Annotated in this window: 23 protein-coding genes; 15 read left to right on the top strand and 8 right to left on the bottom strand. The window is 45.3% G+C overall.

What is annotated here, in order from left to right; translation table 11 throughout:
* Positions 1-153: 153 nt before the first annotated feature.
* Entirely contained in the window at positions 154-708 is a 555-nt protein-coding gene (locus tag WAO38_RS04275; protein WP_422234675.1) for a GNAT family N-acetyltransferase, read from the top strand.
* A gap of 3 nt (positions 709-711) precedes the next feature.
* Here the strand turns inward: WAO38_RS04275 and WAO38_RS04270 are convergent, their stop codons facing one another.
* From WAO38_RS04270 to WAO38_RS04245, 6 genes are all read right to left on the bottom strand, one after another.
* Complete coding sequence (locus WAO38_RS04270) at positions 712-1,176, bottom strand: DUF420 domain-containing protein (protein WP_422234673.1); 465 nt, start codon at positions 1,174-1,176, stop codon at positions 712-714.
* Between the two features lie 122 nt (positions 1,177-1,298).
* Positions 1,299-1,562, bottom strand: a complete 264-nt coding sequence (gene rpsR / locus WAO38_RS04265; protein ID WP_422234671.1) for a 30S ribosomal protein S18 — start codon at positions 1,560-1,562, stop codon at positions 1,299-1,301.
* Positions 1,563-1,583: 21 nt separating this feature from the next.
* Positions 1,584-2,096: a single-stranded DNA-binding protein gene (locus tag WAO38_RS04260; protein WP_422234669.1), complete on the bottom strand. Its 513-nt coding sequence runs from the start codon at positions 2,094-2,096 to the stop codon at positions 1,584-1,586.
* A gap of 17 nt (positions 2,097-2,113) precedes the next feature.
* A complete protein-coding gene (rpsF, locus tag WAO38_RS04255; RefSeq protein ID WP_422234667.1) occupies positions 2,114-2,491 on the bottom strand; it encodes a 30S ribosomal protein S6 in 378 nt (125 codons plus the stop codon).
* A 210-nt stretch (positions 2,492-2,701) separates the two neighbouring features.
* Positions 2,702-3,667 carry a DNA polymerase III subunit delta gene (gene holA / locus WAO38_RS04250; protein WP_422234665.1) on the bottom strand — a complete coding sequence of 322 codons (966 nt, stop codon included), beginning with the start codon at positions 3,665-3,667 and terminating at the stop codon, positions 2,702-2,704.
* Entirely contained in the window at positions 3,660-5,645 is a 1,986-nt protein-coding gene (locus WAO38_RS04245; protein WP_422234663.1) for an RNB domain-containing ribonuclease, read from the bottom strand. The genes holA and WAO38_RS04245 overlap by 8 nt, the downstream gene beginning before the upstream one ends.
* A gap of 148 nt (positions 5,646-5,793) precedes the next feature.
* On the opposite strand from WAO38_RS04245, the gene WAO38_RS04240 reads away from it, so the two are divergent.
* Both WAO38_RS04240 and greA read left to right on the top strand, forming a co-directional pair.
* On the top strand, positions 5,794-6,120 hold the full coding sequence (locus WAO38_RS04240) for a hypothetical protein (protein WP_422234661.1): 327 nt from the start codon (positions 5,794-5,796) through the stop codon (positions 6,118-6,120).
* Positions 6,121-6,648 carry a transcription elongation factor GreA gene (gene greA / locus WAO38_RS04235; protein WP_422234659.1) on the top strand — a complete coding sequence of 176 codons (528 nt, stop codon included), beginning with the start codon at positions 6,121-6,123 and terminating at the stop codon, positions 6,646-6,648.
* 6 nt (positions 6,649-6,654) lie between these two features.
* Here greA and WAO38_RS04230 read toward each other — a convergent pair whose 3' ends face one another.
* A complete protein-coding gene (locus WAO38_RS04230) occupies positions 6,655-7,146 on the bottom strand; it encodes an Hsp20/alpha crystallin family protein (protein WP_422234657.1) in 492 nt (163 codons plus the stop codon).
* Positions 7,147-7,332: 186 nt separating this feature from the next.
* Between WAO38_RS04230 and purL the strand changes: the two genes are divergently transcribed.
* Positions 7,333-9,546, top strand: coding sequence for a phosphoribosylformylglycinamidine synthase subunit PurL (gene purL, locus WAO38_RS04225; protein WP_422234655.1), 2,214 nt, complete (start codon positions 7,333-7,335; stop codon positions 9,544-9,546).
* A 335-nt stretch (positions 9,547-9,881) separates the two neighbouring features.
* Here the strand turns inward: purL and murA are convergent, their stop codons facing one another.
* A complete protein-coding gene (murA, locus tag WAO38_RS04220; RefSeq protein WP_422234653.1) occupies positions 9,882-11,144 on the bottom strand; it encodes a UDP-N-acetylglucosamine 1-carboxyvinyltransferase in 1,263 nt (420 codons plus the stop codon).
* A gap of 86 nt (positions 11,145-11,230) precedes the next feature.
* Between murA and WAO38_RS04215 the strand changes: the two genes are divergently transcribed.
* The 11 genes from WAO38_RS04215 to WAO38_RS04165 all read left to right on the top strand — a co-directional run bounded on the left by WAO38_RS04215 (position 11,231) and on the right by WAO38_RS04165 (position 18,645).
* Positions 11,231-11,665: a hypothetical protein gene (locus WAO38_RS04215; protein ID WP_422234652.1), complete on the top strand. Its 435-nt coding sequence runs from the start codon at positions 11,231-11,233 to the stop codon at positions 11,663-11,665.
* Complete coding sequence (locus WAO38_RS04210) at positions 11,658-12,200, top strand: hypothetical protein (protein WP_422234650.1); 543 nt, start codon at positions 11,658-11,660, stop codon at positions 12,198-12,200. The genes WAO38_RS04215 and WAO38_RS04210 overlap by 8 nt, the downstream gene beginning before the upstream one ends.
* Positions 12,188-12,892: an exonuclease domain-containing protein gene (locus WAO38_RS04205; RefSeq protein ID WP_422234648.1), complete on the top strand. Its 705-nt coding sequence runs from the start codon at positions 12,188-12,190 to the stop codon at positions 12,890-12,892. Before WAO38_RS04210 ends, WAO38_RS04205 begins: the two co-directional genes overlap by 13 nt.
* Positions 12,889-13,269 (top strand): hypothetical protein, encoded by a 381-nt coding sequence (locus WAO38_RS04200; RefSeq protein ID WP_422234646.1) that lies wholly within the window; start codon positions 12,889-12,891, stop codon positions 13,267-13,269. The genes WAO38_RS04205 and WAO38_RS04200 overlap by 4 nt, the downstream gene beginning before the upstream one ends.
* Positions 13,259-13,846, top strand: coding sequence for a 16S rRNA (guanine(966)-N(2))-methyltransferase RsmD (gene rsmD / locus WAO38_RS04195; RefSeq protein WP_422234644.1), 588 nt, complete (start codon positions 13,259-13,261; stop codon positions 13,844-13,846). Before WAO38_RS04200 ends, rsmD begins: the two co-directional genes overlap by 11 nt.
* A 105-nt stretch (positions 13,847-13,951) precedes the next feature.
* Positions 13,952-14,998 carry a flagellar basal body P-ring protein FlgI gene (locus WAO38_RS04190; RefSeq protein WP_422234642.1) on the top strand — a complete coding sequence of 349 codons (1,047 nt, stop codon included), beginning with the start codon at positions 13,952-13,954 and terminating at the stop codon, positions 14,996-14,998.
* On the top strand, positions 14,998-15,288 hold the full coding sequence (locus tag WAO38_RS04185) for a rod-binding protein (protein WP_422234640.1): 291 nt from the start codon (positions 14,998-15,000) through the stop codon (positions 15,286-15,288). Before WAO38_RS04190 ends, WAO38_RS04185 begins: the two co-directional genes overlap by 1 nt.
* Positions 15,289-15,355: 67 nt before the next feature.
* On the top strand, positions 15,356-15,562 hold the full coding sequence (locus tag WAO38_RS04180) for a flagellar biosynthesis anti-sigma factor FlgM (protein ID WP_422234638.1): 207 nt from the start codon (positions 15,356-15,358) through the stop codon (positions 15,560-15,562).
* 17 nt (positions 15,563-15,579) lie between these two features.
* Complete coding sequence (locus tag WAO38_RS04175; RefSeq protein WP_422234636.1) at positions 15,580-16,008, top strand: hypothetical protein; 429 nt, start codon at positions 15,580-15,582, stop codon at positions 16,006-16,008.
* Between the two features lies 1 nt (position 16,009).
* The gene (gene flgK, locus WAO38_RS04170) at positions 16,010-17,851 is read left to right on the top strand and encodes a flagellar hook-associated protein FlgK (RefSeq protein WP_422234634.1); all 1,842 of its coding nucleotides are present in this window, start codon (positions 16,010-16,012) and stop codon (positions 17,849-17,851) included.
* Positions 17,851-18,645, top strand: coding sequence for an ABC transporter permease (locus WAO38_RS04165; RefSeq protein ID WP_422234632.1), 795 nt, complete (start codon positions 17,851-17,853; stop codon positions 18,643-18,645). The genes flgK and WAO38_RS04165 overlap by 1 nt, the downstream gene beginning before the upstream one ends.
* The last annotated feature ends 16 nt before the right edge of the window (positions 18,646-18,661 follow it).

Raw genomic sequence — 18,661 nt, 5'->3', positions numbered from 1 at the left:
CTGCATCTTTCAGGTGTGGAAACGTAGGTCGCCGCCTGGCCTCAGATTTATTACCTCTTCCTTCTTTTCACAATCAATCTTTTAATTCAAATCCCAATCCAATTTTACTTTTCCATAACAACCTCTTAGTATCCCTGCTGTATACTTCTTTTTATGAAACCAACATTTTATTTTCTCAGATCCTCCGAACAAAAAATTGTTACCGATATGCTCCATTATTCAATGCGTTTGCATAGTGTCAGTAAAACATTGGCAGAGATTCCGATTCTAGCCATATACGAGCAATTCTACGGCTTTACAAGCAAAGATCTAGGACTTTATGCCCTTATTGATAATCAGCTTGCAGGAGCTGTGTGGATACGCCGCCTGAATTCAGATCATGGCTCAAACGGATATGTTGATGATACTACCCCCGTTATGAATATTGCGGTGATTCCTGAGTTTAGAGGGCAAGGTCTGGGTTCTATGATGCTGGAGCAGTTGTTTGTAGAAGCAGGTGCCCTGCATGAGAGCATCAGCCTCAGCGTCCAAAGTGAGTCGCCTGCAGTCCGTTTTTATGAACGGCACGGTTTTTCAGTGTATGAGAACGGATTTAAAAAGAAAAGTCCGGTTGATGGCAGCGATGTGGTGACAATGGTCAAAAAGCTTCAAAAAGCCGAAATCAAACGACCATCGGACGGATATGATCCCCGACGATGGATGGATTGATTTTTAACAAAATAAAAAGAGATAGATCGAACATCCCATGATCGAGGTAACGCTCAACGCCGCAAATATCCATCTTCCCATTTTGTGATGTTTTTCTTTATCTTCGAGCTGATTATTTCGATACGATTTGTAGGTGGAAATGATCAAATAAATCCATCCTCCTACCGCCATAATCGCTATGAAAATGTGTACTACGAGAAAGAGCAGGAGAAAGTCATAGGACATGGGACTTTCTTTGGCGTATTCGACAAATCCTCCCGTAATCCTCACTCCGATTTCAAAAATGATGACCATCACCAAGGTTGCGGATAAGATCATAAATTGACTTTGGTAATGAAGTTTGTGATTGCCTTTAATCGCCTGATAAATAGAGAGTCCCAGTAAAAACGGTAATATCGCAAAATAGAGTGTGACGATATCCATATACATTAACGCTTTGGTGCCTAAAAAGCCGGGTTCAAAAAACATAACTGTCCTCTTGGTGTGAATGCGACATTATAGCGAGAGGTTTGTATGGTGCTGGTTATAAAGAAAGTAAAAAGTAAAAGAGGCGGGAAGGGTGTGTCGGCAGAACGCCGACACGGAGGAAGTTAACGCATTTCCTCGAATGGAGCACCAGCGATCACTTTACGTGATACTGTGTAAGGGATCAAGGCAGCAGCGCGAGATTGTTTAATCGCGATGGTAACCATATCCTGGTGACGTTTACAGTTACCTGTAAGACGACGTGGCATGATTTTATAACGCTCAGAGAGCGAATATTTCAAAGATTGAACATCTTTGTAATCGATAAAATCAACTTTTTGCTCGCAGTATTTGCAAAAGCGTTTTTTGTATTTTCTTTTTTCTGACATGGTTATTTCCTTGTACTTTTTCTAAAACGGAATTTCGTCTTCGTTGATATCAATCTCGGGGAGATTGTTTTCAGGCATTCTTGCCGGTGATGGTTTAGAATACGATGGTGCTTGGTTGTAGGTTTTTGGCTGTGGAGCATCATAGCCCCCGCCATAACTGTTACTTCCGCCATCGCTTTCTGTATAACCACCCTGAGAACCGCCTTCGCCTCGTGAATCGAGCATTTGCATCGTTTCGACGATAACGGAGTGTTTAGAGCGCTTTTGTCCACTTGTCTGGTCAACCCATTGGTCAAATTTCAATCGGCCTTCAACGAGGATTTTTGAACCCTTGCGAAGGTATTGATTAGCTACCTCACCCGAACGGCCGAAAAAAGTGATGTCGACAAAACATGTCTCCTCTTTTTTCTCACCGTTCACCGTAAATTTGCGACTCGTTGCAATGGCAGTATTAGCGATTGCCGATCCACCTTGTGCATATTTAAGCTCAATATCACGTGTAAGATTTCCAACCAAAATAATTTTATTAAACATGGGTTTTCCTTAAGGGATTAAGAAGCTACTTCTTCTTTTTTCTCAGCAACAACAGGAGCTACTTTTTTGGTTTTTTCAACCATAGTTTCCCATGCTTTGATCTCACGTTTGCTATCGTATTTCATTGTTACGAAACGCAAAATTTCCTCATTGATACGGAAACGTCTTTCAATTTCACTAATTGCTGACGGTGCAGCTTTATAGTACATTACGTAGAAATAACCACGAGCATTTTTCTCGATAGGGTAAGCCAATTTTTTCATTCCCATAGCGTCGCGAGCAATGATTTCTCCGCCGTTAGCAGTAATCACTTCTTCAACGAGAGCGATGGTGTTTTTAATCTCTTCTTCTGTAAGAGTAGGTTTTACGATTACTAAGTTTTCGTAATGTCTCATAGCGTATGTCTCCTTATGGTGTTCGCCCCTTATGGTTGTTATACAGCACGACAGTCGTGTTGCAAAGAGCAAGGAACGCGCGGATTATACTGAAAAATAGCTTAATATTAGTTTTGGTTTAATCAATAGAACATTGGAGATCATGAAGGTTCTGCTTGAAAAAAATCACTCCTCCTGCAGCCATTGGGCGCTTTGCCCATTGGTATATATTCACAAAATACTTTGCAGTTTCAGCAGTGCGGACAATAGGAGAGATTCCTGATCGGGTGAACCGGTCGATTTCATCTTCAGTTCGGTATCGAGGAGGAGGTTGATTCCCCGTTTGTACCCCTCAGGGGAGATTTTAATCGAGAGGGCGGCGCGCTCTTTTTCGATAAATCCGGGAAGTTTGTATCCCAGTACCAGTGCGGAATCGGCGATACCGTGAATCTTGATAGCTGTATTAAAAAGATACAGCTGAGTCATAAATCCGCTGATAGCGGTGAGGAGCTGGATCTCGTTTTCACCCGATTCGAGCAAATGGTGAAGCGCGGGAAGGAACTCTTTTTTCTCTATGACCCGGGTGATAAATTGGTCCGTTTTGATTTCACTCAATCCGAAAACGTGTTCGTCGATCTCTTTCATCGTGATCGGTTTGCCCAAGATGGAGAGTTTGGAGAGCTCATTGCACGCCAAGGCGAGATCGTTGTTATGAATATCCAGCAGATGAAATGCGGCTTGGTTCTCAAGCTGTACGCCGAGGGCCTGTGCTTCTTGTATTACGATGGCACGCGCTTCGTTGGCATAAGGATGGAAGAAACGGACAGAGCCCGCGTGAGTGCCTTTGAACGCCGTATCGGCCCCTTTGACATCTTCCCCGTAGTAGCAATAGATGAAAGTGTTATCCGGATTTTTGCCGACGAGTTCGACCAAAATATCGAGTTCCGCTTTGGGGAGTTTTTTCTCATGTTTGATGATGAGGAGATTTTGATCGCCGAAGAGCGAACCCTGTGATAAATGGGCTTTTGCGGCATTGAAATCATATTCGTCATGGTAGAGGCTCAGTACCGATGAGCCTTCGATTTGGGCTAATTTATGGGCATATCGGTCGGTGAGAAAGTGACTCTCTCCGAAGAGTGCCATCGCCCGCGGCGCGGAATTGTTTTGGAGATGGCGGTCTAACTCCTGTCTATTCATATAATTTTCCTGCGAGTTGCGCATTCGCGTGCGTTTCATCTTCTTTATCGATGCGGCTCACAAATGAGGCGGTGATTTTAGCGGTAGCGAGATTGGCACTTTCGATTTTAACGATGATGTCATCGAAAAGCATCAAGCCAAACTGTGACGTAACGCTCACTTTGGCTCCGGTGATCTCATCGTGAATCTCCGCCATCATGTTGTCTTCGGTGCGCATGATACGGGCTTTAAACTCTTGACCGATAACGGTACTCGCCCAGCGGGCAAACTTACGCTCTTGGAAGCGGATCTCGATATCGCTCGCCTCACGTTCTTTTTCACTGATCGAGGTACAGAGTGACTCGATGTTGCGCAGGACGTAGGATCCTTCTTCAGTGTCTCCCGCGGCGATCGCTTTCAGAAGGCGATGGACGATCAGATCGCTGTAGCGGCGGATGGGGGAGGTAAAGTGGGTATAGCGTGCGAACCCGAGACCGAAATGTCCCATATTATAAGGGGCATAGCGTGCCTGCATCTGGGCGCGGATGATGAGGGTATCGACTTCGCTCACGAGATCGCGTCGCTCCGCTTCAGCTTGGATGGCGGTGATGGTCTCTTTGATCGTCCCCTGAGATTCGACAAAAATTCCGATGCTTGCCAGTTCGGTGTAGAGGCTTTGGAGCTTGAGCGGAGAGGGAGATTCGTGGATACGAAAAACACCCCGCTCATACAGCGATGCGGCGGCTTTGTTGGCCAAAAGCATACAATCTTCGATCAGGGCATGAGACGGGGTTTCGACGGCAAATTCGGTGGAGACGATATTTTGATCTTCATCAATCCGCATCTCCAGTTCGCTGGAACGGAAGTTATACCCTTTTTTCATCCGCTCGGCACGGAGTTTTTCGGTGAGTTCGTTGAGTGCGGGGATATAGGCAAGAACGAGAGCCTCTTTCTCATTTTCGGCATGGTGATTGCCTTCAAAAAACGCATCGATCTGTTCGTACGAAAACCTTCGATGAGAGTGGATGATCGACTCATAATGGGTATGGGAATCCATCTCATACGTTACCGGGTCGATGTGCATCTCGAACGTGTACGCCAAACGATCGACGAGAGGCTGAAGCGAACAGAGGGTTTCACTGAGTTCGCGCGGCAGCATCGGAATCGAGCGGTGGGGAAGGTAGATCGAAAAACTGCGGTAAATCGCTTCGGCATCGATTGCGCCGAAAGGGCGGACGTATTCGCTGACATCGGCAATAGCGACGTAGAGAGTAGAGGTTTCGGGGATGTAGCAGATCGCATCATCAAAGTCTTTGGCGGTGACGGGATCGATCGTACAAAACGGCAGGTGACGCAAGTCACGGCGGTGAGGATAGAGGGAAGCATCGACCTCTTTGGGAAACTCCTGCGCCATTGCGAGGACATCCTCTTCAAACGCGTCATGTTTGTTGTAGAGTGCGAGGACGATTTTTTCATCGACTTTGGGATCACTGAGATTACCCAAATAGGCGGCGATGGTTCCGCTTTGATTATTGATCTGGTAGAGCGAACCTTCGGCAGTTTCGGGGAGGTCGGACAGGGCAAATCCTGCCGGATGTTCGGTACGGATGTCCTGTAGGCTCAAATAACCGTTTTTCATGGCCACAACGGCAACGCTGAAGGTTTCGCTTCGTCCGGCAATGACGATGACTTTGGCCTGTGGACCGCCCCGTTTCCCCAATAGACGTTGTGCTATGACCAAATCGCCGCTTTTGGCACCCATCAAGTTGGCAGTATCGATAAAATGGTCCCGGATACTCTCTCCTAATGTTTGCAGATAGGCTCCGTTTTCCGAGGCAAGAGAGATGATACCTGCGCGGAATTGGGAACCAAACTGATATTTTCCCTCATCATAGGTGATGAGCTTCATAGCAGCCCACTGATCAACGCTTTCGCGCTCTTCGGGTGCGATATCCTGGTCATAAAGGCCGTGGGTAAGACGAATAAGGAGTGATTTCATACAGATATTATAGTGTATTTATTGTTGAACACCAAAGGAATCAAATCCCTTTGGCTGCGCTGGCCGCTAAGGCACTAAAGCCAGCCTTCTTGCAAGGCAGATATTTTATGTTAGAATAACCCCTTTAATTTTATAAAGGAACCTAACTATGACACATGAAGCGATTCTAAACCAACTCGGATATACCCCAAATGAGGCATTAAGCCTTCAACTCAGTCGTATCGAGGCGAACACTGTCGGGTATGAGAAAATCATCAAACATATTTTAGATCTGCACGAAGCACTTAAATCCGCTGAATCGTATGTAGCAATGTCAAACAGCAACGACTATTTTAAAATCAAGATCGATGCAACAAGTGAAATCAGTGCGGCAGAAGCGATGGAAAAAATCAACCATTTTGCCGATAAATACAAAGCGCAACTCCAAAAAGTAGATGGAAAACCGACCTATTATATTCTCGGATTTGCGGCATAAATGACGAATGAGCCGATGACGCCGAGAGGATATGATGAACTCTTACGGGAGTTCAAGTACCTCAAAGATGTCGAAAAACCGCGTGTCAATCAGGAAAAACAGCGTGCCGCCGAGCTGGGAGACCGGAGTGAAAATGCCGAATACCATGCGGCAAAAGAGAAGCTTCGCCATATCGATAAGCGGCTCTTTTATCTGAATTCGATGATTCAAAAAGCGCAAATTATCGATCCTTCTGTTTTGGATCATTCCCGGGCCCATTTCGGTGCGACGATTACCATCGCAGACGTCAATAGCGATGAAGAAGCCAGCTACAGTATTTGCGGAACGTTAGAGAGTGAACCGGAAAACGCTCTGATATCGGTTCACTCGCCGATCGCCCGGGCATTGCTGGGAAAAGAGGAGGGAGATGAAGTTACCGTCCAACTTCCGGGAGGAAGAAAGACGTATGAGATTCTCTCCATTACTTACCGTGATATTTTCGAGCTGAAAAAAAATCATCGGAATGAAGAGCATTTCGGATTTCACTGATCCTTTCTATTTGATCTCGATCTTTTTCGAGGTTTTTTTGCCCGGACTTTTCGGAACGGTGATTTTCAGAACACCGTTGAGCGATGTGGCCGTGATAGCCTCTAAATTAGCATCTTCCGGAAGAAGATAGCTTTGTTTAAACTCTCGGTAAGAACGTTTGGTACTCTCTTTGGATTCACTTTCTTCTTTACGTTCCCCTGAGATCATCAAACGATTTCCTGCCGTTTCAATCGAAATGTCTTTTTTATCCATACCCGGAAGATCGATACTGATGAGGTAGGCTTTATTCGTCTCTTTCATCGAGGAAGAGTACTGATATCCTCCCGCTGGATGAAAAGGGCGGTTAAAAAAGTTTTCCATCTCTTCCATCCCCCACAACGGGCAGCCTTGTTCGCATGGATGCTCAACTTTCTGCTGAGGTGTCGCTGCTGCCGCACTTAACAAAAGGGGAGCAGCACCTAAAAGGATCACAAGCCGTTTAGACAGAGTCGTCAACATGGATAAACCTCCAAGAGTGATTTGAGAGTATAAATTTAAAACGGTTTTGTAAATGAACGGGAAATTAAGGGGGGCTTTGTCTCCCCTTTGGTATAATCGCGAAATCAATATTGACAACTGCCCCTTTGGGCAAGCGTTCGCCTGCACCGCGCCAGGCTTTTAAATATAAATAATAAGGAATTTGCCGTGAGCACTCCCCTCCCAGATATCGAAAAAGTTCTCAAACAACATAAGCTTTCCCTCGGAGATTATGATCATATCAAGAAAATTCTTGGACGTGAACCAAACCTCGTTGAGATCGGGATTTTTTCCGCAATGTGGAGTGAACACTGCAGCTATAAATCGTCAAAGAAGCATTTGAACGGATTCCCGACCAAAGCACCGTGGGTTATTCAAGGGCCGGGTGAGAATGCCGGAGTTATCGATATCGGCGGCGGATATGCGGCGGTTTTCAAAATGGAGAGCCATAACCACCCGAGTTTTATCGAACCGTACCAAGGGGCTGCAACGGGAGTCGGCGGTATCATGCGTGACGTATTTACGATGGGTGCCCGCCCGATCGCAAACCTTAATGCCCTCCGTTTCGGAAATGTGCTGAACAACGATGATATCAGTGCGCATCAGCGTTATTTGGTACGGGGTGTCGTATCGGGTATCGGCGGATACGGTAACTGTATGGGGGTTCCGACCATCGGCGGTGAAACGAGTTTCGATGAGTGCTACAACGGAAATATCCTTGTTAACGCATTTACCCTCGGGTTGGCAAAAAGCGACGAAATTTTCTACGGAAAAGCGGAGGGGATCGGGAACCCGGTCATTTATGTCGGAAGTAAAACAGGGCGCGACGGTCTTGGCGGTGCGGTCATGAGTTCGGACAGTTTTACCGAAGCATCCAAAGGGCTTCGTCCTACGGTACAAGTGGGTGATCCGTTTACCGAAAAACTTTTGTTGGAAGCGTGTTTGGAACTTTTCAAAACCGATTACGTTGTCGGGATTCAAGATATGGGTGCTGCAGGGCTTACTTCAAGTTCTTTTGAGATGGCGGGACGTTCGGGAAGCGGAATGATCATGCACCTTGATAAGGTTCCTGCACGCGAAGAGGGGATGATGCCGTATGAATTCATGCTCTCAGAATCGCAAGAGCGGATGCTAATTTGTGCACGAAAAGGGACAGAACAGGCGATTATCGATATTTTCGAGAAATGGGATCTTGACTGTGCCGTGATCGGAGAAGTAACGGCTACTGGAAATATGGAGCTTTTCTGGCACGGTGAGAAGTGTGCGGAAGTACCGGTCGATCCGGTCAGCGAAGAGGCTCCGGTATTGGATCGCCCGATGAGCCGTCCTGCGTATCTCGATGAGATCGCTAACGTTAAACTCAGCGATTTTGATGCGGTAGAGAACCAAGCGGCATTTGAAAAACTGATTGCCTCGATGGAAGTCGTTGACAAGGGGTGGATCTATCAGCAATACGATTCAATGGTCCAAACCAATACTGTCAAAAAAGGGGGAGAACTGGATGCTTCGGTTATCCGTATTAAAGAAAACGGCGTTGCATTGGCAATGAGTGCCGATTGTAACGTCCGTTACTGCTATATCGATCCGAAAGCGGGAGCGGCGGCAGCGGTCATCGAGAGCGGGCGTAATGTCGCAATGAGCGGTGCGACACCCAAAGCGATCACCGACTGTCTCAACTACGGTAACCCTGAAAACCCTGAAGTGATGTGGCAGTTTGGCCAAGGATGTTTGGGGATCAAAGAAGCGTGTCTGGAACTTAATACCCCGGTTATCGGCGGAAACGTATCGTTGTATAATGAAACGAACGGCAAATCGGTATTCCCGACGCCGTCGATCGCAATGGTCGGGGTGAATGAAGACCAGCATAAAGTTCTTCTTTCCGCATTTCAAAAAGAGGGGAATACATTGTACCTCGTGGGTGAAAACCGTAGTGAATTCGGCGGATCACTCTACATGAAAGAACTTTATAATGTGGTTGCCGGAACAATCCCTGCCATCGACTACAATGCAGAACGCGCGCTTTGGAATCTTGTGATCGAAGCCAACAAAAAAGGGCTTCTTTCAGCGGCAAAAGACTGCAGCTCGGGCGGATTGGCAATCGCGTTGGCAAAAATGGCGTGTGTAAGCTCCAAAGGGGTGAATGCTTCCGTTCCTGTCAGTGATTCACGTGATATTTTTGCGGAGAGCATGTCTCGTGCAATCATCGAAGTTGCTCCGGAAAACTGTGCTGCATTTGAAGCGATGGCCGGTTCTTTGGCATGTCAGAAAATCGGAACCGTCGGCGGTGATACTTTTACGCTTAATGATGTAACAATGAATCTGTCCGATATGCAAAATGTCTATTACGGAACCTTCCAAAAAGTCATCGAAGGCGACTTGTAATTTTTAGAACGCCAACGGAGCAAAGCCCCGCTTGGCTGCGCTAACACTGGGTCCTCTTCAGCAGAGAACTCACGTGCAGTGTTCTGCACTATTTTTTCTTTTCCCCCCTCGTTTGAGGAGACCTCTTTTCCCCCATAAAACGCTTACTTTGGAATACTTTTTGCATGCAGGTTGGCATGAAAAAGCTATTGAGAAAAATATTTCGGAGACGACCGAAAAACCATTACGAATATCACATTACGAATCTTAGTTTTGGATGCGGGGAATAAAAGTTCATGACGCAGAAAAGTTATCGTAACCCGCTCATGGAGAGCGTGTTCACTCAGGGCGAGCAGTTATTCTTTGAGGCGTACGATAGTCGCACCGAGAGCCTGAAGTTTCTGTTCTAGATTCTCATATCCGCGGTCAAGATGATAGATACGGTGAACATTGGTCGTACCCTCAGCTGCCATAGCCGCAAGGACCAGGGCACTGGAAGCGCGCAGGTCGGTCGCCATAACGTCGGCACCAAAGAGCGGTGTTCCGCCGATAACGGTAGCCGTATGGCCGTTTAGCATGATGTCGGCTCCCAAACGCTGCAATTCGCTGACGTGCATAAAACGGTTTTCAAATAACCGCTCTTCGATGATGCTGGTTCCGCTTGCAAGTGTCGCAAGGGCTAAAAATTGGGCTTGCATATCGGTCGGGAACGCCGGATATTCCTGGGTGATAATATTGACGTGTTTGAGCTGAGCCGCCGGATGAATGGTCATCGTATTTTCGGTAATGTCAAAAGTACATCCCATTTGCTCCAACTTTCCGGTTACGGCATCAAGATGATCCGCACGGACATTTTCAAGGGTAATGGTTGAGTTGGTAATTGCACCTGCACATAAATAGGTTCCCGCTTCGATACGGTCAGGGATGACTTCGAAATCGACCATGTCGATGGTTTTTCCGCCGGTACCGATGATGGTAAGTTCAGATGTACCGATTCCGGTAATATCGATGCCGCTGTCGCGGAGGATTTCACATAACTGTACGACTTCAGGTTCGCGTGCGCAGTTGGTGAGAATCGTTTTTCCATGGGCTAATGCCGCAGCCATGACGATATTGGCAGTACCGGTGACCGTGATCTTATCAAAAATGATATGAGCGCCTTGGAGACCTTTCGGTGCAACGGCATGGACGTACCCGGCATGGATGGTGATTTCCGCACCCATTTGTTCCAATGCTTTTAGATGAAGATCGATCGGGCGCTGACCGATAGCGCATCCGCCCGGGAGAGAGACTTCACAGTGTCCGAAACGGGCAAGAAGCGGTCCAAGTACGAGGATGGAAGCGCGCATCGTTTTGACGATATCGTAGTTTGCCATCGTGTGGTTGACGGTGGACGTGTCAACTTGCAGGACATGGTTTTCGAGTGAGCAGCTGGCACCCAGATTCTGGAGAAGCTTGAGGAGCGTTTTAATGTCCACCACTTCCGGCATATTGGTGATTTTTAACGGATTGTGCGCTAAAAGCGTCAACGTAATAAGTGGTAAAGCGGCATTTTTTGCCCCAGAGATCGTAACGGTTCCACTAAGTTTAGTAGGTCCTTGAATTTGTAAATAGTCCATTAAATTCCCGCAATGTAAAAAGTTTGATATTATAAGTCAATGTTGGTTAAAATTATCAAAATATAGAGATACTCAAAGGAGAAAATGTGAGTTCGGCACTTGATCGTCTGAAAAACCTGACGGCACAGATCTCCAGTTATGAGTTAGAGCGTAAAAGCAACCTAAAAGAGCTCGAAGAACTCTATGCAAAATTAGGAATTGATCGTAAGGTAGAACGGTTTGAAGAACTGTTTGCTTTTAAAGCGGTCAATCTTTCCGGATTGTCACTGGCGGATGACGATATCGGTGCGATCAAAGAGGGTAAATATGCCCAGATCATTGCTATCATTTATGATAAAAATGGGAAAGTAAAAAATAAAAACATTTCGCTGGCCTATTTCGGACGTGCGGAAAAACTCAGTCCGGGTCTCAAAAAAGAGATCATCTCTTTTGTATTGGGATGGCGTTTTGAAAAAAGCTTCCGTACCTTGGAACATTATCATAATCTAAAGGGTATTGTGAGGGAGATGGGGGATGAATAGATTTTATCTCATCCTTGGGGTGCGATGGATCATCTCCTTTATTTTTATCGGCGTGATAGTATCGACGGTTTTCGCAACCTTGATGAGTATCGGGACCTATGCCTATAAAGGCTTTGCACCGCTGGATGCCCAGACCTGGAGTGCCCTCCAAACGATTTGGCTATTTTGGCTGGGGATCGGATACGGTATCGGTATGATTGCGGCATTGGTACTGGCTTTAGGGGCATTGCTTTACCGATGTATTGAAGGTCAACATTTATTATTGCTCAACTGCAAAGAAGAACGCATCGAATCGTTGGAACTGAAACCCTACTTCAAACTGTGGAGAAAATGGTTTTTTACCATTATCTGGATAAATGCGGCGCAGGCAGTTATCCTGATTGTGATCCATAAACTCCTTTTTGGCGGAGCCGTCTGGATCAGCTGGTTCAATCCGTGGATTGTGACCCCGATGATCATCTTTTCGGGTCTGCTCGCCTTGCCGATCATGATCCGAAGAAGCAAGAGGGTAAGGATCGAGCCGTGCATCTCATAATCGACGTCGAAACTACCGGTCTGGAACTCTCTGACCGGATATGTTCCGTGGGGATGATTACGGATGATCAGGTTCATCATGAATTGATCCATCCGGGTAAAAAAATCCCTCCCGCTGCTTCTGCCATCCACCATATTACGAATGAGATGGTGAAAGAGTCTCCCTCTTTTGCCCAATCGCTCAGTGCCGAAAAAATTGAAGGTCTGAATGCTCCTGAAAATGTATTGGTATCTCACAATGCCCCTTTTGAATTGGCGATGCTGCAAAAAGAGGGGATTGCATGGCAAGGGGATATTATCGATACCCTCAAGTGTGCCAAATCGCTGATGGATGATCTGGATGGATACAGTTTACAGTTTTTGCGGTATGAATTGAGGCTGTACCGCGATGAAGAGGCTTTTTTTGAAAGATTCGGCGTTCCCATTGTTCCTCACCATGCTCTGAGCGATGCACTGCATACGCAGATGGTATTGGATTATCTTCTGGATTTGGCGGACGTTGAGAGACTCATCGAGATATCCAAAAGCCATGTCCTCTTAACGCGTCTGCCGTTTGGAAAATACGCTAAAAAACGGATTGAAGAGATCGCCCTCAAAGACCCTGGATATCTCAAATGGATGAATGAGAGTTTGATGGACATGGATGAGGATTTGCGTTATAGTATCGATTATTATTTAAGGAGGTCATTGTGAAAGTAGCCATTCAGTGTGACTCTCCATTGCTGCAGCGTTCTTTGGAACTTTTTTTGGAAGGGCATTTAAGCTCCATCCGTCAATGTGACATCCTGATCCGTGACAAAGATATCCGTGATGAAGTGCATCCTACTTTTGTCATCGGTGTTAACGAATCCTCAGATTTGATCAAACCTTTTTCCAAAGCACAGTTGCTCCATACCTTGAATCAAAAATTTGAGGCTCAAAAACTCATTCCAGCTCCCATTGAAGAAGAGAATATCCCTCTTCCCGAAGAAGTGGTGAGTTTTGAGATTCTGGAACGTCATATCGATAAATTGACACGTGAATATCAATCAAACATCCTTAAAGCGATACGGGCATTTTATGAAAAATAATTCTACGATTACCAAAAAAATCATTGCCGGAAAATATAAAGGCAAAACCCTCAAACTCCCTTCCAAAGAGACGACACGCAGTTCTAAAGGGATTGTATTGGAATCCTTTTTTAATACGCTTCAGTTCGACGTTATCGATTCTGTTTTGGTAGAAGTCTTCTCCGGGAGCGGATCGATCGGACTTGAAGCGCTCAGCCGCGGAGCAAAAAAAATTATTTTTATGGAAAAAGACCGTGATGCGATTCGAACCCTGCGTGAGAATATCGCCCAGACCGATCCTGCGTCATGCGAAATTCTTGAGGGAGACAGTTTTAGCAATATGGTTCAAGTTAAAAAGCGTCTTACCGCACTCGGTGAAAGTGCTTTTTTTTATGTTGATCCGCCGTTTGCCTACCGTGAGGGGATGGAAGAGATATACGATAAAACGATTGCCATGATCGCATCTTTGCCTCTTGAACTCGCGAAATTGATTATTTTGGAGCATATGAGTACCTTGGAACTTCCCGAATTAATCGGTCACTTCAATCGGATCAAGTCTAAACGTTTCGGAAAAACTTCGCTTACCTACTACGCATAAATCTTTATAGGATTGAGAGAATACCCCCTCAATCTGCCCGTACGCTCCCAGCACTAAAAATATGGAATAAACTTTGCTTTATCTTTGTATATTCAAAGGATAGGCATGAAATTTTTTATACTGCTTTTTTGCTTACTGACACTTTCTCAAGCAGCCCGTATCAGTGAAGTTGCCAATATCATCGGCGTGCGGGATAATCAGATTATCGGTTATTCGCTTGTCGTCGGTTTGAAAAAAACCGGTGACGGGACGACTTCTAAATTTACCCTTCAATCGATCGCCAATATGCTCAAAGCCATGAATATCGATATGAATCCGGTCGATATCAAATCCAAAAACGTTGCCGCTGTTGTGGTTACGGCAAAATTTGCTCCATTCTCTCGACAAGGTGATGCATTTGACGTCACCGTTTCTTCTATCGGAGATGCAAAGTCACTCGAAGGCGGAACACTGTTAATGACACCGCTCAAAGGGGTTGACGGTAAGATTTATGCATTGGCTCAAGGGGCGATCAGCATCGGCGGAAAAAATGAAAAGGGTGCCGGCGCAGAATCGCATCCGACGGTCGGTGTCGTTTACGGCGGCGGTTTGGTTGAACGTGAAATCATGCAGGATATGGCACATATGCAAAATGCGACCCTTTCACTTAAAGAATCAAATTTTGCGAATTCCGTAGCCATCCAAAAAGCGATCAATACAAAATACCATACGAATGTTGCCACTGCAATCGATCCGAGAACGATCAATTTACAGCTTCCGAAAAATAAATCCATGGTTGAATTTTTAGCGGAAGTCCAAAATCTTGAAATCAATTATGCACAAGAATCTAAGATCATAATTAATGAACGGACGGGAACTATTGTCGCAGGGGTTGATGTAGAGGTTCAGCCCGTTGTGATTACTCAAGGAGACCTGACGGTTAAGATCCTTTCTCAGGATACCGTCTCCAAACCTGCCGGAAGTGTGAGCATGGATAAAAGTCTCGTCATCGGTTTAAATGAAAATGAAGTCTATACCGAAAAAGGGACGACAACGGTCGCCAATATCGCCCGTTCACTCCAAAAGCTCGGGGCTACTCCGAAAGAGATGATCTCGATTTTTCAAGCGATGAAAAGTGCCGGAGCTATCTCCGTTGATCTGGAGGTTATCTGATGGATATCTCAACTGTACAATATCATAAACCCGCTCCTGTCATCGGGACAAAAGAGGGTGATGCGGCGTTACGTCAAAAAACCGATCAGTTTGAAGCGATAATCGTCAAAATGATGCTGGATGAAGCAATGAAAGATGAGAAAAATCTTTTTAATACCAATGATCCCGGAGATAAGATTTTTAAATCGATGTACCGTGAAGAGCTATCCAATGCCAGTGCGGGCGGATTCGGGTTTTCTCAAATGCTCTTTGAGAATCTGAGTCAAAAAGGTGTAAAAACAGAGAAATAGACTAAATTTTTAGTGGTTTTAGCCGATATGGTATATACACATCATAAACGGACAACAAGGATTCACCATGATTTCAAGCGTGAACGGCTCACTCATTCGAGGGGCATACCAAGAACCATCATTAAAAACCAAAGAGCAGGAGAAATCCGTGCAATCTGTTACAAAGCAAGGTGACACAAGCCGAATCGAAGAGCTTAAAGCATCTATCGAAAAAGGTGAATACCGTGTCGATATCGAAACGTTAGCCAAGCGCATAGCGCAAGAGCTTACTTAAAAGTCCAGGAGTTTATGATGTTGTCTTATCAATTGCAAAGTGCTATCAAAGATCTCGAATCTCTCATCTCCTTGTCTCGGGAAGATATCGATGACATTAAAGAAGCAAAGCATAATCCTCAGTTTGATCGCTTATCGATCAAAGAAGAGAAAATCAAAAATTTTGAACACAAGAAAGCGATGATCGATCGCGAGATTTCAAAATTGATGACGCAAAATCCTGCACGTCCTCTCTCTGAACTTTTAGATAATGAACAACATCAGCAACTCGACTCTCTTAAAGAGCATCTCTCAATGTTACGGGAAGTGAATCAACAATACGCAAAAATGGTTTTAAGTGTCGGATCTTTTTACAATACGCTACTTGAGCGAGTCGTTCCGACACAGATGCAGGGGTATCAAAAAGTAGCCTCGGCAGAATCTTCATTTTTGGAAATACGAGCATAACATGGCATCAATATTTAACGCATTGCATATTGGGTACAGCGCACTAAACGCCGCTCAAATCGGAATCGATACAACGGGACATAATATCTCAAACGCCGAAACGGACGGGTATAGCCGACAGCGCGTCGTAACGGCTGCCGCATATCCTATCAGCATTGATCCGGGACAACGGGGAAATGGAACCCAAATTACCGAAATCACGCGCATTTTTGACCAATTCGTGTTTGACCGTTATGCCACGGCAACACAAAATAAAGAGTATTCGGATACCCTGAAAAATAATTTGGAAGAACTCTCTACCTATTTCCCGGAGATCGATAAAGTAGGGATTAAAAATGATTTGCAAAACTATTTTGACTCTTGGCAATCCTTGGCGGACAATCCGGGGAACAGCGCGCTAAAAGTGGATTTGGCACAGCAAACACAAACGCTGACTCAGCATATCAATCAAACACGTTCGCAAATCACAGCGTTACAAAATTCTCTCAATGATCAGGTAAAAGTCAATATTGATGAGGTAAACCGTGTTGCTGAGCAGATTGCAGGTTTGAACAAGGCAATTAATATAGCGGAGGCGGGCGGTGCGAATAATGCCAATGATTTACGTGATCAACGCAATCAGCTTGAATTGACAATGTCTAAACTGGTTGGATCCAAAGTAACCATCGGTCAAATTCAGAGCGATACGAGCGCAACGACAGGGACCTCCGAATCAGAGGGAAGCTATACGATTCAAATCGGCGGATTTAATATCGTGGATGGCAATAGTTTCCATCCCATCGGGATTGAGAGCACGGGCAATCAAAATGGGTTTAATGATATCTATTATGAACGTCAAGATGGAGTAAAAATTCCGTTTGCCCAAAATATTACCGGAGGAAAAATCGGTGCTATCTTGGAACTGCGCGGCTCAAAAATAGGGACGAACGGTGAGTTCGAGAATGGATTCTTGCAAGAGACGATCAATAATATGGATACCTTTGCCAAGGGGCTGATCGAATCTACGAATAATCTTTATGCGCAAACGGCGACATCAACGATGCGTTCCAATGTACTCGGATTTTCCGACAATCAGTCTTTGCTGGGGACGGGTGAAAATTTCAATGCAGGAACTTTTGATGTCGTCGCGTATGATATCTACGGGAAAGAAGTTGCTCGCAGATCCATTACGATCGATCAGGGGACGGTTTTGGATAATGCCTCACCCAACAGTATTATCCAGCAGCTGAGAGCGCAGCAAGATGATAATGCCGATAACAATGCGTTGAATGATATCAACAGTATCCTCTCTACGTCGTATAATTCGGTACAAAATGTTTTGCAGATTGACCTGAGTACGGACTACGCATCGCAGGGGTATACGTTTTCCATTGAAGACCACGGTACTAATTTTGCAGGGGTAACCGGAATTAACCGTTTTTTAGATGGCTATGATGCTAAGAATATTACCCTGAAAAATGAACTTAAAAACGATCCGACACAGATTAAAGGTTTTAAATCTCCGGCTAACGGGGATAACCAGACTGCTCTGGATATGGTCAATCTCCAATTTTCATCGATTACCTTTAAAAATGGAATCGATAGTTCTTCAGAAACGGTGTATGGATATTTTGACACAATGGTTACTAAAGTCGGGACAAAAACGAATTCGGCGATACTCAGCAATGATTCGATCACGGCACAGTTCAACGCCATCAAGCAAGAACAAGATTCGGTGAGTAAAGTCAGTATCGACGAAGAATTGGCAAATCTTATCCGCTACCAAACTTCTTACGGTGCCGCGGCAAAAATCATTACGACGATTGATCAGATGATGACAACCCTCTTAGGCATTAAGGCCTGATGCCATATATTAGCATTGCCTCTCTGGTAGGGGTAATTATTTTCTCTTTTATCGCCCCCTTTTTCTATACCGTAAACCCTCTTTTTTTAGATTCCAACGCTATTTTGCTCCCCCCGTCGATGAGTCATTGGTTCGGCACCGACCGTTTGGGACGTGATTTGTTGGCGCGGTTGATGGAAGGGGGGAAAGTCTCCTTGCTGATCGGATTTGCCAGTGCTTTGATTTCTACGATGATCGGGCTGCTTTATGGAGTCAGTGCGGCATTGCTCCGAGGCGGCTATGACAAACTCTTTATCGTCATCGTAGACCTGTTCTTAACGTTTCCAACCCTTTTCTTGCTTTTGACCCTGGTGAGTTATGTGAATGCTTCGATTTGGGTCTTAGTGCTGATCATCTCGATTACAGGGTGGATGGGAACAGCACGTTTGATCCGTTCGGAAAGTTTTGCCATTTCCTCTAAACCGTTTATTCGAATTTTGCATATTGGCAAGGTACATCCGCTCAAAATTATCTTTAAATATTATGCTCCATTGCTTGCACCCATCGTGTTGGTCAGTTTTACCTTCGGAGTAGGCGGAGCGATTTTGGCGGAGTCTGGGCTCTCTTTTTTGGGGTTGGGAATCGTAGCCCCGCAGATGAGCTGGGGGAGTATTCTCAGCGGCGGCAAAGAGGTGATTGATATTGCGTGGTGGGTGAGTTTTTTCCCCGGTTTGATGATTTTCGTGGTGACGTTTGCATTGATGAATATTTCCAATGCTCTGCAAGCACGTTTAAATCAAAAAGAGGCGCGTTAAACAGACGATTTGAACG

It is taken from the genome of Sulfuricurvum sp. (genome assembly GCF_049277495.1).
Classification (GTDB): domain Bacteria; phylum Campylobacterota; class Campylobacteria; order Campylobacterales; family Sulfurimonadaceae; genus Sulfuricurvum.
The sequence above is the reverse complement of the archived record's forward strand: the minus strand, read 5'-3'. Positions and strand labels throughout refer to the sequence as shown.

Excerpts from the sequence above, each read along its gene's own strand:
- WAO38_RS04275 (WP_422234675.1), top strand. The coding sequence starts at position 154 with ATGAAACCAACATTTTATTTTCTCAGATCCTCCGAACAAAAAATTGTT.
- WAO38_RS04270 (WP_422234673.1), bottom strand. The coding sequence starts at position 1,176 with ATGTTTTTTGAACCCGGCTTTTTAGGCACCAAAGCGTTAATGTATATG.
- rpsR (WP_422234671.1), bottom strand. The coding sequence starts at position 1,562 with ATGTCAGAAAAAAGAAAATACAAAAAACGCTTTTGCAAATACTGCGAG.
- WAO38_RS04260 (WP_422234669.1), bottom strand. The coding sequence starts at position 2,096 with ATGTTTAATAAAATTATTTTGGTTGGAAATCTTACACGTGATATTGAG.
- rpsF (WP_422234667.1), bottom strand. The coding sequence starts at position 2,491 with ATGAGACATTACGAAAACTTAGTAATCGTAAAACCTACTCTTACAGAA.
- holA (WP_422234665.1), bottom strand. The coding sequence starts at position 3,667 with ATGAATAGACAGGAGTTAGACCGCCATCTCCAAAACAATTCCGCGCCG.
- WAO38_RS04245 (WP_422234663.1), bottom strand. The coding sequence starts at position 5,645 with ATGAAATCACTCCTTATTCGTCTTACCCACGGCCTTTATGACCAGGAT.
- WAO38_RS04240 (WP_422234661.1), top strand. The coding sequence starts at position 5,794 with ATGACACATGAAGCGATTCTAAACCAACTCGGATATACCCCAAATGAG.
- greA (WP_422234659.1), top strand. The coding sequence starts at position 6,121 with ATGACGAATGAGCCGATGACGCCGAGAGGATATGATGAACTCTTACGG.
- WAO38_RS04230 (WP_422234657.1), bottom strand. The coding sequence starts at position 7,146 with ATGTTGACGACTCTGTCTAAACGGCTTGTGATCCTTTTAGGTGCTGCT.
- murA (WP_422234653.1), bottom strand. The coding sequence starts at position 11,144 with ATGGACTATTTACAAATTCAAGGACCTACTAAACTTAGTGGAACCGTT.
- WAO38_RS04210 (WP_422234650.1), top strand. The coding sequence starts at position 11,658 with ATGAATAGATTTTATCTCATCCTTGGGGTGCGATGGATCATCTCCTTT.
- rsmD (WP_422234644.1), top strand. The coding sequence starts at position 13,259 with ATGAAAAATAATTCTACGATTACCAAAAAAATCATTGCCGGAAAATAT.
- WAO38_RS04190 (WP_422234642.1), top strand. The coding sequence starts at position 13,952 with ATGAAATTTTTTATACTGCTTTTTTGCTTACTGACACTTTCTCAAGCA.
- WAO38_RS04185 (WP_422234640.1), top strand. The coding sequence starts at position 14,998 with ATGGATATCTCAACTGTACAATATCATAAACCCGCTCCTGTCATCGGG.
- WAO38_RS04180 (WP_422234638.1), top strand. The coding sequence starts at position 15,356 with ATGATTTCAAGCGTGAACGGCTCACTCATTCGAGGGGCATACCAAGAA.
- WAO38_RS04175 (WP_422234636.1), top strand. The coding sequence starts at position 15,580 with ATGTTGTCTTATCAATTGCAAAGTGCTATCAAAGATCTCGAATCTCTC.
- flgK (WP_422234634.1), top strand. The coding sequence starts at position 16,010 with ATGGCATCAATATTTAACGCATTGCATATTGGGTACAGCGCACTAAAC.
- WAO38_RS04165 (WP_422234632.1), top strand. The coding sequence starts at position 17,851 with ATGCCATATATTAGCATTGCCTCTCTGGTAGGGGTAATTATTTTCTCT.